At 42.1% G+C, this 13,181-nt stretch carries 12 protein-coding genes; 5 read left to right on the plus strand and 7 right to left on the minus strand.

Going from position 1 to position 13,181, the window contains the following annotated elements:
- Positions 1–5: 5 nt before the first annotated feature.
- Both C7Y71_RS06810 and deoC read left to right on the plus strand, forming a co-directional pair.
- Positions 6–329 (plus strand): nucleotide pyrophosphohydrolase, encoded by a 324-nt coding sequence (locus tag C7Y71_RS06810; RefSeq protein ID WP_111898348.1) that lies wholly within the window; start codon positions 6–8, stop codon positions 327–329.
- Between the two features lie 45 nt (positions 330–374).
- Entirely contained in the window at positions 375–1,310 is a 936-nt protein-coding gene (gene deoC / locus C7Y71_RS06815) for a deoxyribose-phosphate aldolase (RefSeq protein ID WP_111898347.1), read from the plus strand.
- A 69-nt stretch (positions 1,311–1,379) separates the two neighbouring features.
- Here deoC and C7Y71_RS06820 read toward each other — a convergent pair whose 3' ends face one another.
- The gene (locus tag C7Y71_RS06820) at positions 1,380–2,354 is read right to left on the minus strand and encodes a polyprenyl synthetase family protein (RefSeq protein ID WP_111898399.1); all 975 of its coding nucleotides are present in this window, start codon (positions 2,352–2,354) and stop codon (positions 1,380–1,382) included.
- A gap of 99 nt (positions 2,355–2,453) precedes the next feature.
- Here C7Y71_RS06820 and polA point away from each other — a divergent pair, with 99 nt between their 5' ends.
- Positions 2,454–5,285 carry a DNA polymerase I gene (gene polA, locus C7Y71_RS06825; protein ID WP_111898346.1) on the plus strand — a complete coding sequence of 944 codons (2,832 nt, stop codon included), beginning with the start codon at positions 2,454–2,456 and terminating at the stop codon, positions 5,283–5,285.
- Positions 5,286–5,311: 26 nt separating this feature from the next.
- The gene (locus tag C7Y71_RS06830) at positions 5,312–6,226 is read left to right on the plus strand and encodes a hypothetical protein (protein WP_146739406.1); all 915 of its coding nucleotides are present in this window, start codon (positions 5,312–5,314) and stop codon (positions 6,224–6,226) included.
- 65 nt (positions 6,227–6,291) lie between these two features.
- Here C7Y71_RS06830 and C7Y71_RS06835 read toward each other — a convergent pair whose 3' ends face one another.
- Positions 6,292–6,816, minus strand: a complete 525-nt coding sequence (locus C7Y71_RS06835; RefSeq protein ID WP_111898344.1) for a nitroreductase family protein — start codon at positions 6,814–6,816, stop codon at positions 6,292–6,294.
- A 5-nt stretch (positions 6,817–6,821) separates the two neighbouring features.
- Positions 6,822–7,811: a bifunctional diaminohydroxyphosphoribosylaminopyrimidine deaminase/5-amino-6-(5-phosphoribosylamino)uracil reductase RibD gene (gene ribD / locus C7Y71_RS06840; protein WP_111898343.1), complete on the minus strand. Its 990-nt coding sequence runs from the start codon at positions 7,809–7,811 to the stop codon at positions 6,822–6,824.
- Between the two features lie 20 nt (positions 7,812–7,831).
- Between ribD and prmC the strand changes: the two genes are divergently transcribed.
- Positions 7,832–8,656, plus strand: a complete 825-nt coding sequence (gene prmC / locus C7Y71_RS06845; protein WP_111898342.1) for a peptide chain release factor N(5)-glutamine methyltransferase — start codon at positions 7,832–7,834, stop codon at positions 8,654–8,656.
- Here prmC and C7Y71_RS06850 read toward each other — a convergent pair.
- The 4 genes from C7Y71_RS06850 to C7Y71_RS06865 all read right to left on the minus strand — a co-directional run bounded on the left by C7Y71_RS06850 (position 8,650) and on the right by C7Y71_RS06865 (position 13,075).
- Positions 8,650–10,506 carry an SEL1-like repeat protein gene (locus C7Y71_RS06850; protein WP_146739405.1) on the minus strand — a complete coding sequence of 619 codons (1,857 nt, stop codon included), beginning with the start codon at positions 10,504–10,506 and terminating at the stop codon, positions 8,650–8,652. The genes prmC and C7Y71_RS06850 overlap by 7 nt on opposite strands.
- 10 nt (positions 10,507–10,516) lie before the next feature.
- Entirely contained in the window at positions 10,517–11,146 is a 630-nt protein-coding gene (locus tag C7Y71_RS06855; protein WP_111898340.1) for a DUF4294 domain-containing protein, read from the minus strand.
- A 211-nt stretch (positions 11,147–11,357) separates the two neighbouring features.
- Complete coding sequence (locus C7Y71_RS06860; protein WP_111898339.1) at positions 11,358–11,978, minus strand: nitroreductase family protein; 621 nt, start codon at positions 11,976–11,978, stop codon at positions 11,358–11,360.
- Positions 11,975–13,075, minus strand: a complete 1,101-nt coding sequence (locus C7Y71_RS06865) for a glycerate kinase (protein ID WP_111898338.1) — start codon at positions 13,073–13,075, stop codon at positions 11,975–11,977. Before C7Y71_RS06865 ends, C7Y71_RS06860 begins: the two co-directional genes overlap by 4 nt.
- Between the last annotated feature and the right edge of the window lie 106 nt (positions 13,076–13,181).

Here is a 13,181-nt window from a genome sequence, read left to right on the forward strand (position 1 = left end):
GTGGCATGACAATAGAAGAAGCCCAGAAAAAAGTAGACCAATGGATAAAGACATTCGGTGTTCGCTATTTCAGCGAACTTACCAACATGGCATGCCTTACAGAAGAAGTGGGTGAATTGGCAAGGATTATTGCCAGAAAATATGGCGACCAATCTTTTAAATCCGGTGAGAAAGAAGATTTGTCCGATGAAATGGCAGATATTTTATGGGTTCTGATTTGCCTTGCCAACCAAACTGGCGTTGATTTGACCGATGCTCTGAAAAAATCATTCGACAAAAAAACCAAAAGAGATGCTAAGCGACACCTAGACAATCCAAAACTGAAATAAATAACATATTTTTTAGGCAACAAAAATAATAATCTTCAAATAATTATGGCAAATAATTGTAACTGTGGACACGACCACAACCATGATCATCTTGGCTGCAAAGACAAATACAGCCTGGCCTTTGAAAAGTTTGACCTCCACCGACACGATGAAATAGTTCATGAAGAGGTTACTAAACTCATTGAGAAAAACAAGGGAAAATACAACACACCGGAAGTGATGCTCCATCTGCTTCAGGCTGTAGAATTGACTACGCTGAAAGTAACCGACAGCGAAGAAAGCGTTCTGGCTATGGTTGAGCGCGTCAACAAGTTTTATGATGAGCGCCCGGAACTTCCACCGATGGCCACCATCTGCGTATATCCCAAATTCGCAAAATTAGTCAGTCAAAGCCTCGAAGTAGAGGGTACAGAAACTACGGTTGTAAGCGGTGGTTTTCCTTCTTCACAAACCTTTGCAGAAGTAAAAACCATCGAAACGTCGCTGGCTGTACACGATGGCGCAGAACAGGTAGATTGTGTCTTGAATGTTGGTGCTTTCCTTTCTGGCGATTATGAGACTGTTTCCGATGAAATCGCCGAAATTAAGGCAGCATGTAACGGTGTTCCACTGAAAGTCATTCTCGAGACCGGAGCGCTTCAAACGGCAGAAAACATCAAACGTGCCAGTATTCTCGCTATCTATGCCGGTGCAGACTTTATCAAGACGAGTACTGGAAAAATAGAGCCAGCAGCCACTCCTGAAGCAGCACTGATGATGTGCGAAACCATCAAGGAATACTACAAACTAACAGGAACGAAAATTGGCTTTAAGGCTGCCGGCGGACTGAAAACCATTGACGATGCCCTTAACTACTACACAATAGTTATGGAACTTCTCGGAAAAGAGTGGATTGACGACAAACTATTTCGTCTCGGAACAAGCCGTTTGGCTAACAAAATTGTTTCTAAGGTGGTTGGTGAAGAAATTAACCCTTTCTAAAGCAACTGTGATAAAGGTCCAAATAAAAGCGATGAATCTTACGGTTTCATCGCTTTTATTTTTATATTTTTACATCTCGCGTCCTACCACATAGTCTATATAGAGTTCCAAAGAACGACGCACGTCCGAATCTTTGCAACGTATAAGATAGGATAGGGCGTTGTTTCTGTATTGCATCATTGTTTCTCGTGCAGAATCTATACCACCTTGTCCCTTGGTGAACTTAACGAGTCGCTCGATGTCGTCCTTGCTTGCTTTCATCGCCCTCACCTTTGCTGCCAAAGCGTGTATTTCTTCATCGTGCGTATTTTGGAGCGCTCGCAGAACCGGCAGAGAAAGTTTACCTTCACGCATGTCGTTGCCCGTTGGTTTTCCAATCTTTGCATCGTCAAAATAATCAAAGATATCGTCTCGTATTTGGAAACAAATACCCGCGGTTTCACCGAAAAGTTTTGCTTCTTCTATTGTTTGCTTATCTGCACCGACAGACAAAGCGCCAAGTTCGGCACAAACACCGAAGAGTGAAGCCGTTTTGTGCCTTATTATTTGCATATAAGTCTCCTCCGACAATTTCGGATTCAGATTACTCGGCAACTGAAGCAACTCTCCTTCAGCCAAATCGGACCCAAGCCTACCTATTGCAGATATGGGCTCCATACTATTCATCTTGGCAGCCATCTGAATAGTCTTTGACAAAATGTAATCACCTATCAGGATAGCAGGCTTGTTGTCAAACACCTTGTTTAATGATTTGTCGCCTCGTCGCTCCTGACTCTCATCTACAACATCGTCGTGAATGAGACTTGCAGTATGCAACATTTCGAGAACTACAGCCGAGGTATATGTGTTATCGTTTACTTCGCCCAAGGCTTTTGCAGTAAGCAATACGAGTATGGGGCGCATCAACTTACCTTGCTTGGCACGCACATGTTCAAGTGCAGAACCCAACAAACTGTTTTGGTGGGTAAGAGTAGCGTTGAACAATGCAGAGTAGTGCTGCAATTCTGCCTCGATGGGCTTACGGATCCGTTCTAAATTATTCATCATTACCAGTAAATCATTGCAAAATTACGACATATTTTGCAAGTCGATAAATTTTTGCGTACATTTACAACGAAAAAACCAAAACAAAAGTAATACCACATGCAAAAACTTTGCCTTCTCGATGCATACGCTCTGATTTATCGCTCCTATTATGCGCTCATACGCTCACCGCGTATCAATTCAAAGGGAGAAAACACATCGGCAATATTCGGATTTGTCAACACGCTTGAAGATGTCCTAAAGAAAGAAAATCCCGATTTCATCGGCATTGCTTTCGACCCAAAGGGCAAGACTTTCCGTCATGAAACATATCCTGAGTACAAGGCTCAGCGTGAGAGCACTCCTGAAGACATAAGGTTTGCTGTGCCCATCATCAAAGACATCATACGTGCCTACAACATTCCCATTCTTGAAGTTGAGCGTTATGAGGCAGATGACGTAATTGGTACTATTGCAAAAAAGGCGGCTTCATCGGGACTTTTTGTAGAAATGATAACCCCCGACAAGGACTATGGACAACTTGTGGAAGAAAACATCATTATGCTCCGGCCGGGACATGGTGCCAGTCCTATGGAAAGGATGGGGGAGAAAGAAGTTTGCGAAAAGTATGGTCTGCAAAAAACTTCTCAAATTATCGACTACCTCGGACTTATGGGTGATGCGTCAGACAATGTGCCCGGCTGTCCTGGGGTGGGAGCGAAGACTGCCGCTAAACTCATAGAGCAATTCGGCGACATAGGGCATTTGCTTGAGCGGACCGATGAACTTAAAGGCGCCTTGAAGACAAAAGTAGAAGAAAACAAGGAAAAAATTCTCTTTTCCAAATTTCTTGTTACAATAAAAACCGATGTTCCCATCGAACTGAATCTGGATGAACTCAAAAGAAAGGAACCAGACAAGGAAAGTTTGAAAAAAATATTTGAACGTCTCGAATTTCGCTCGTTTATTTCAAAAATGTTCAAACCTGAAACTATTCAAGGAGAACTATTTCAAAACCCAACTAAACCACAATACATTCAAGGCGATCTCTTTGGCAATCCCATAAATTCCGTTGCAAACGAAACTAATAGTTCTGAAGTTTTATTTGACGCTGGTAAGGAAATCGTGGTTGCAGAAAATCTCACAGATTTAAAAAACACAAAACATGAATATCATCTAATTGATAATGAGGAAGAATGCCTTCAATTGTGTCAAAAATTATTGACAAATAAAATTTTGAGTTTTGACACAGAAACCACATCTACCGACGCTATCAGTGCACGGCTTGTTGGTTTCAGTTTTTCTGTGAGACCTTTTGAAGCATATTATATTTCTGTCCCTCAAGATTTTGAAGAAGCAAAAAAAATTGTTGGCATATTCAAGCCACTCTATGAATCGGAGGAGATTTTGAAAGTAGGACAAAACATAAAATACGACATAATTGTACTGAAGCACTATGGCATAAACGTGCGCGGTCCACTTTTCGACACCATGCTGGCGCACTATGTTGTTCAGCCAGAATTACGACACAACATGGACTACCTCGCTGAGATATATCTTCATTACCGCACCATACACATAGACGAACTCATTGGTCCTGCAGGCAAAAAGCAGAAAAACATGTCAGAACTCAAACCCGAGGAAGTATATGAATATGCCTGCGAGGATGCTGATGTTACTCTACGCCTGGTAGAACCTCTCAAGAAGGAGATGGATAGGGTAGGGGCGACAAAAATTTTCTACGAACTTGAAATGCCTCTTGTTCCTGTTCTTGCAAAAATGGAAATGGACGGAGTGGTGCTCGACACAAAAGCCATCAACGAAACAGGCAACCTCTTCCGCGAGAGAATGAAAAATCTCGAAAGGGACATTTACACGATGGCTGGCCACGAATTCCTGCTTACTTCGCCAAGACAAGTGGGCGAGGTTCTCTTTGGAGAAATGAAATTGTCGGAAAAAGCAAAGAAAACTAAAAGCGGGCAATACCAAACTTCTGAAGCCGTGCTGGAAGGATTGAAATCCAAACATCCCATTGTAGAAAAGATTCTTGCACACAGAGGGCTAAAAAAACTCATCAGCACATACATTGATGCACTCCCCAAACTCATCAATCCGGAAACAGGACACCTGCACACATCTTTCAACCAAGCCGTTACTGCCACAGGGCGGTTGAGTTCATCGAACCCCAATCTGCAAAACATTCCTGTTCGCGGCGACGATGGAAAAGAAATCCGAAAGGCTTTCGTTCCGGAGTTTGGATGCATATTCTTCTCTGCCGACTACTCTCAGATAGAACTTCGCATTATGGCACATCTGAGCGGCGATAAAAACATGACAGAGGCATTCTGTCACGGAGAAGATGTTCACGCAGCCACAGCCGCGAAAATATACAAAAAAGCTTTGTCAGAAATCTCTATAGACGAACGACGTAAAGCCAAGACAGCCAATTTCGGAATCATCTACGGCATCAGTGCCTTCGGTCTGGCAGAACGAATGGAAGTTTCACGTACAGAAGCCCGCGAACTCATCGACAACTATTTCGCCACCTTCCCTGCCGTAAGTTCCTTCATTGAGACCTGTAAGGAAAAGGCGCGCAGACAAGGCTATATAGAAACCGTATTTGGCCGGCGTCGCTATCTGCCCGACATCAACAGCGGAAATGCCGTGGTCAGGGGTTATGCAGAGCGAAACGCCGTGAATGCACCCATACAAGGCACAGCAGCCGACATCATCAAACTCGCCATGATACGCATTGCTCAAAGGTTTGAAAAAGAGCACATCCGCTCAAAGATGATACTGCAAGTGCACGATGAACTCAATTTCTCCGTTTACCCGGAAGAACTGGACCGAGTACGCAGCATTGTCATCGGAGAGATGGAGAATGCATACAAGATGACCGTTCCTCTCATTGCAGACTGTGGAGTCGGCCAAAACTGGCTTGAGGCACATTGAAAATCTATCTCATTAAATACATACCCATGAAATATTCTAACAAAACCATCTTGCTGCTCGTGGCTTTTATTGTTTCTACGGCAGCGTTTGCCACTAACGAAGAACCTGACGACACTATCAAAACAGTGCTCGAAAACATGACAAAAAGTTATTACAGCACACTCTCGACAGTCACAAAATATTTCAGCAAACGAACCTACGATGTCATGTATGACACAGAAAAAGCAGAAACCCTGCCTGTCATGAAAGGTTACGTGCCTTCAGAAGACTTTAACGTGCGCTACGGGAGAAATTGTCCCACTTCTTCGCCAATAAGAATTCTTGACATCAATTATCCTCATCGCGACACAGCCATCGTCAGCGTAATCGTTACTTACAGCGGAGACGACGGTATGGCACACAGCGACAATTTCGACTACCGCATGGTTAATGAGAAAAAATACGGATGGGTGGTGGACGACATCTCTAACTTCAAAGGCGAGATGGGTGGTCTGTGGATGACGGAAGTGCTCAAAACCAAACAAGAAGATGTAAAAAAATTCATCGACCCAATCGACAAAAGGCTGAACGAACTGTTCTGTCAACAGTATAGCGACAGCCTGATGGACGAGTTCTATTCCAAAGAATTAGCAGGTTTGTGCCGTAAATATGCCAAAGAAAAGAACAAAGACTTTTTTAAAAACTTTGCACTCTATTTAGGCTTGGAACCTGTGGCTGTAACACATGGATTTGGTCTACGTTGGCATTATTATGAAGAAGGTCGTCTTAAATTTGTTTACGACGCCCCTTATCGCAATCGCGCGAACTCCGGCCCGTTAGTGGGAGAAATAGTTTACTATCTCAAAAACGAAAGAGGTAAATGGCGAATAGACGATGTTAATGCCTATGGTTACGTCCTATCTCTTAAGGAAAGATTAACAGAAAGTTTGAAAAAAGAATAAATCCAATCATTAATATGCCCGCCAATAATGCTTTTTGTGGCGGGCATTTTTTTCTCCTTTTGTGCTTACTTTATGATGCGATAATACCCCTCTTTGCGTGGATAAGCCTGTCGCATTGGCGCAGCAGGATAACCCAACGATATAGAACCTACACCAACGATGCCTTCAGGAAGTCCCAATTCCTTACGCAAGACTTCACCTTCGTCCGTGGCGAACATCTTATCCACACGGTTTATCCAACACGAACCTAGTCCGACGGCATGTGCTGCAAGCATCATGTTTTCAAGTACACAGGACGCATCGCGCTCCGCATTGGTGTTGTCGGCAGAAGCCACCACCAACACTATTGTCGGCGCCCCATAATAAGGATCGCTTGTAGTACCCATTATCTCGGCATTCAGTTTTACAATCCTTTCACGTAAAACAGGGTTTTGCACAGCAACAATCCACGGGTCTTGCGTATTCTTACCTGTAGGAGCATAGGTGCCCGCTTCAAGCACTGCTGCAAGTTCTTCATTCTTTATCTGTTCTGTCAAATATTTACGACAACTGCGTCGTGTTTTTATCAAATCCAAAAACTCGTTCTTCATATCTATTACTGTTTTATGTTTTTGTAATGCTTTATTGTTACATTCCATATTTCCTCTTCTTCACAATCATCCAGCGGCATTTCTGGAGCCTCCACACCCGAACCTAACACCTTCGCAGAACATTCTTCATGTGCCTCGTCCCAAAGTCCGTTGTCGATGAAAAACTGCAACGTCTTCCGCCCGCCTTCCACCAACAACGATTGTATCTGTCGTTCATAAAGGGAAGCCAACAATGTTTCTGCGCTTTCAAAAGTCTCAAATCCTTCCGGCAGTTCTTCTTGCGGAACATGGCCTAACACGCATTTCAAGGGTTGGGGTCCATCCCAATGCACCACATTCAGGTGTGGATGGTCGAGCAACAGCGTGTTGTGCCCTACGAGAATAGCCTGATGCTCTGCGCGTAACCGATGTACGCGAAGCATTGTGTGAGGAGTGGATAGTTTTGCTGCTTCTCCGTCGTTTCGAATTAAATCTATATACCCATCTGCAGAACGTGCCCATTTCAGGGTGACATAGGGCCGTTTCTTTTCGTGAAAAGTGAAGAATTTTTTGTTCAGACTGCGGCATTCGTCTTCCAACACACCAACTATCACCTGAACTCCTGCATCGCGAAGCATGGAAACGCCCTTACCTTTTACTTTTGCAAAACTGTCCACACAACCTACTACAACCCGTGGAATACCTGTTTTAATTATCAATTCTGCACAAGGCGGTGTTTTCCCATAATGCGCACAAGGCTCAAGACTGACGTAGATGGTGCTTTCTGGCAGAAGGGCTTTATCTTCCGGTTTCACACTGTTCACTGCACTCACTTCTGCATGTGCCTCGCCACACCGTGCATGATAGCCTTCGCCAATAATGCGTTCACCATGAACAATGACAGCACCTACCATTGGGTTGGGAGGTGCTCCGTACCTGCCGTTTTTCGCCAACAGCAGACAGCGAGACATATACTTCTCCGCCAATAATTGCTCAAAAATTATTCCTTTACTCATTTTTTTCTACTTTTGCAGCAATGAATGCCATCTATCACAAACTCCTTTCTGTTCTCTCGCTTTATTCAGAAGAAAGAGAAGCGCGTGCTGAAGCCTTTTATATCCTCGAAGAAGTCTTCGGCATCACACGTACAGACGTTTATGCTGACAAAGTTAGGAATTTATCAGGTGAGGAGCAACGTCTTTTCAACGAAATAGTTGACAGGGTGGGGCAGGGTATGCCTGTACAATACGCTGTTGGGCATTCTTGGTTCAAAGGCAGAAAATTCTCAGTAAACCCTGATGTTCTCATTCCCAGACCGGAAACGGAAGAACTTGTGGACATGGTTGCTGCCTGGTGTAAAAACAAATCATATACCATCCTTGACGCAGGAACAGGGAGCGGCTGCATAGCCATCAGTTTGAAACTTGCCTTACCACAATGCACCGTCACGGCGTGCGACATCAGCGAAAAAGCGCTTGCCACTGCCAGTGAAAATGCTGAAAGACTTGGTGCAGATGTTATTTTAGAAAAACAGGACATTCTCTGTTTTCCTTCTGATAAAACATTCGATATATTAGTGAGCAATCCACCTTATGTATGCGAAAGCGAAAAATCAAGCATGCAACGCCAAGTCATTGGCTTCGAACCGCATACGGCACTCTTCGTCAGCGACAAAGACCCGCTCATATTCTACAAATCTCTTGCCGTTATGGGAAAAACGGCAAAAGGTGTTTTCTGCGAACTCAATGCTGCATTAGCACTACAAACACAATTTTTATTCGAAGCCGAAGGTTATAAACACGTCGTTATCGAAAAGGATGCTTTTGGAAAAAACAGATTTCTGAAAACTGAGTTTCACTGATTTTCCTTTTTCGTGTCTTCTTTTTGCTTTAATCTTTTCTGCCAGAACAAAGCCCTTTCCTTGTCTTTTTTTCCTATAATTCCATTCTCATATATTTGAATCAGCATGTTCATGGCATCTGTGTCGCCATTTTCGGCGGCACGCAACCACCACGTCATGGCTTCCACATCACTCTTTTCTACATATCTTCCTATAAAATATAAATTCGCTAAATATGTCTGTGCAGGCGGATAGTTGCCTTCTGCCGCTGAACGATAGAGTTGGAAAGCCTTTGTTGTATCTTTTTCTACCACTATACCATCCGCATAATAGTATGCCAAATGATATTTTGCTCTGTAATTGCCTTTTTCTGATCCCTTTTGATATAATTCTACCGCCTTGCGTTCATCTTTATCCACCCTGATGCCATTAACATAATAATAAGCCATTTCCACGTATGCATCGGTTTGGGCGTTTTCAACAGCCTTGCATAACCATTCATAACTGCGTTCTTCATTCTTGGCAACACCATAGCCTTTGTAATACTTTTTTGCTATATAATACTGTGCATCTGCATCACCTTGTTCGGCAGCCTTTTCCATCCAATAAGCGGAATAGGTATCATCTTTTTCGCAACCATAACCCATTTCGTAGAAATAAGCCAGTTTCATCTGTGCTTCTGCCAACCCTTGCTTAGCCGCTTTCTCGCACCATGCGAATGCTTTGAGCGAATCTACAGGAAGACCGTCTCCCAACATGTAATAGACAGACATATTCCATTGGGCATCAGCAATATCTGCTTTTGCAGCCACTTCACACCAACGCATGGCAAGCGGCATATTAGGTGATGTGCCGTAACCTTTACGATAGTATTCAGAAAGCGGAAAAGCAGCCATTGCGTTTCCTTCTTCTGCAGCAGTCTTTATCAAAGAAAAGGCTTTGTATGGATTTTCTTTCCTTCCGCCTTCACCATACAAGGCAAAGGCTAAAAAAACCTTTGCATCACTATTACCCTGATCAGACGACTTAAGCAAGTATTTTTCACCCAAATCTATATTTTCAGGAACATATTCGCCCAATACATACAATTTTCCCAAATTGTACTGCGAATTGCTGTAACCTCCATCGGCTGCCTTTTGCCAAAGTGCCAAAGCCTTTTCCGGGTTGCGTCTCTCATAAATGCTGTCCATATATAAAGAAGCCAGAGCATCTGCTGCCTGTAAAGAACCAGCGTTTGCAGCCTTTTCCATCCACACTATGCTTTTCTCGAAATCAGCAGTTTCGGCATCTGCATCCAAATACAGCCGTGCCAAAAATATCATGGCATCTTCCAATCCTTTATTTGCTGCATCTTCCAACAAAAACATACCCTTTTCTTTGTCTTGAAGAAGACCTGCACCATTTAGATAACAACATCCTAAGTTGAACTGACTCAACAAGTCTTTCTGTTTGTATCCTCTTTCAAACCAAACAACAGCCTCCGATGTGTTTTTCTCTATACCTGTCCCAGTCAGATAACACATACCTAACCAATTCTGCGCTTCAGTATTGCCGGCTTCAGCACCTTTTCGAAACATCACAACAGCGGCTACGGGATTGTCGTGCTGCATCAAATAATAGCCGTAAGCAGACATTGCAGGCGGATAATTATTATTGGCAGACTCTTGATACTGCAGGGCTGCTAATGTTTCGTCCTTTTTCACATACCAACCGTTTTCATAGCATTTTCCTAATTGGTAGAGTGCCTTTGCATTACCTTTGCCTGCTTTCTTCGATATTGTGGAAAATTCCTTTTCCGTAGGCTTATCCTGAGCCCTTAGAAAAGGAATATTTATCAACAAAAACAGGATGAATAAAATTTTTATTCTCATTTCTGCCTTTTTATATTTGTCCGCTTTCAACGAGTTTTACCAAACGCTCTGTTATTCTGTCTGCACCTTTCGGATCATAACGTCGCTTAAGGTCCTGTCCGAACATTTTTCCTAATAACTGATATTTACCCGCATCAAAAGATCCCAGGAATGTCTTGGCTATCTCATAACCACTCATCCCACATTCGCGGTCAATCAATTTTGTAAGCAAAACACCCTCCGAAGTACTGAGTTTCTTGAAAATTGGCAGATATTTTGAACGGAGTTCTTTTTCAAGTATTTTAATATGTTTCTTCCGCTCCTTCTCATCCATGCATTGAAGCAACTGATAAGTTTCCAGAATCAGTTGTTTCGCCGACACTGCATAAGGCAATACTTTCTTAATGTGCTTGACGAGTTTGTAATAATTCTCACGCGACCGCTCGTCTGCAAAGGCAGGTGGTGGTATTTTCAGAACTTTCGGCAATGTGATGCAAAGGTATTTTCCATTCTCATCAGCAACGGTATCTACCAAAAATTGAATGGGTATCTGATAATCCATTTCTGTGGCTTCTATGCTGTCCTTATCTGCATTTTGCGCTCTGACATTCAGCGACTGAACAGCCAACAACATAAAAAATATGATATGAATTTGCTTCATTAACCCTTTGTAATTAAGGTATATTCTATTAATTCTTCTATTTTTTTACATCCTTCGGAAATGTTCCATATTGACCGTTTTATAAAACGTCTCAACATAATTAATAGAACATACCTTAAATGAATGCAAAAATAACTATAAAAAATCCCTTACTATTCCTTTTAGAAATAAAATGAGGGATTTTTATGTTTTTTTTGCTTTTACACCTTAACTATTTTGGAAAACCTATAGGATTGTTCAGTATTAAAATTTGCTTGTCGGTCAGATGAAGTTCTTTTTTGAGTGTTTCTTTGTCCATACTCATGCGTGGCACTGTGGCAAGTCCGAGAGCCGTACAAGCCAAACAGATGTTTTCACTTACATATCCGGCATCAATCATTCCAATTGTCTCGGCATTACCGTGCCTAAACTTTACACCATCGCTAACCATAATCAGACTTACAGGTGCTTCGGCTGCAAAAGTCTGATTGCCTGCCACTGCTTTTCGTAAATCAAGATCTGATACTTTTTCAAGCGTATTGTCAATGGGATGGTAAAGATAAGCCCCGTCAGCACGACATACATATACCAATATATCCTGAGCATTTATGGCTGAAGGTGCCGTTATTTTCTTTTCTTCAGGACGATTGATGCCACATGCAGACCACAGAATGGTGGAAAGCGTTGCATCGTTTATAACTATATTACTGAAAGACCTTTCAGACTTACGCTGACTCAAGACCTGAAAAAAACTTTTCGATGAAGAATTGAGGTCGGGTGCGGGTAATTGGATGGTTTGTGCATTGCTGCTCAATCCTAATACAAAAAATACTGAAACCAATAATTTTCTCATTTCCTTTCAAAATTTATCTGATGAATAATTCTTTCTATATTTTTCTTGGTATTTGAAGGGTTTATGGCTTCGCTCAATGTCTGGTTGCGTGGCGTTATTTCGAAAACATCATCAAAAACTGTCTGCAATACTGTTTTGTCTTCTATTCTGCCAGATAGCAATATAATACGCTTTTGGTGTTTCTTTGCCAATCTGCCAACTTCGTATGCCACTTTTCCCATCAATGTCTGTCGGTCGCTCTTGCCTTCTCCTGTTATTATTAAATCTGCATTTTTTACGGCAGTTTCCAAATTCATTTTTTCAAAAATAACATCCGTTCCATGGCATAATTCTGCTCCCATAAAAGCATGTAAACCACCTGCCATACCACCCGCACTACCACTGCCTTCTATATGCTGCAAATTTATGCCTTTTTCTGAAATAATCAATCCATTGAAATGATGTAAACCTTCGTCAAGTTCTTCCACCGCGTCTTCAGTAGCACCCTTTTGACGCGCAAAAACCTTTGCAGCACCCTTACTACCATAAAAAATATTACGCACATCGCAGAGACACACTATTTTTGCAGGTACATTTTTTTCTTTTTCATCAAAACTACTTATACCTTTCAGAAATTGTCCGCCAAATCCTATATTTTCCCCCATTTCATCGAAAAATTTTACACCTAATGCCTGCAACATTCCTACTCCTGCATCATTTGTAGAAGTACCGCCAAGACCTAAAGCAATTACTTCGCAACCCTTTTTTACCGCATCATTCACCATCTGACCAACACCGTATGATGTAGTAATAAGGGGATTGCGCTGACAGTGAGGAATAAGTTGGAGTCCGCAGGCTGAAGCAGATTCTATGTATGCCGTACTGCCTACTATGCCATACTCAGCAGAAATCATTTTTCCAAGCGGACCACATACATTTACAGAAACTATTTTTCCTCCAAACTGTTTTGTCAGTATTTGAGCAAAACCTTCGCCACCATCACTCAACGGCATAGAAATTATTTCATAATCCTTAGATAACAGAGTAGCAACAGTCTCGCAAACTTCACCTGCAGAAAGACAATCCTTAAAACTATCAAAAGCAAGAAGAATCTTCATTATATAATCACTTTTCAAGGGTTTTATATAGTAGTTTTAAATAAATCATATTTGAATGATAAAAAAATAAATTATTAGCATCAACTTGTAAACCGCCATTTTTGCG

Origin of the sequence: Pseudoprevotella muciniphila (genome assembly GCF_003265305.2) — a bacterium.
Lineage (GTDB): Bacteria > Bacteroidota > Bacteroidia > Bacteroidales > Bacteroidaceae > Alloprevotella > Alloprevotella muciniphila.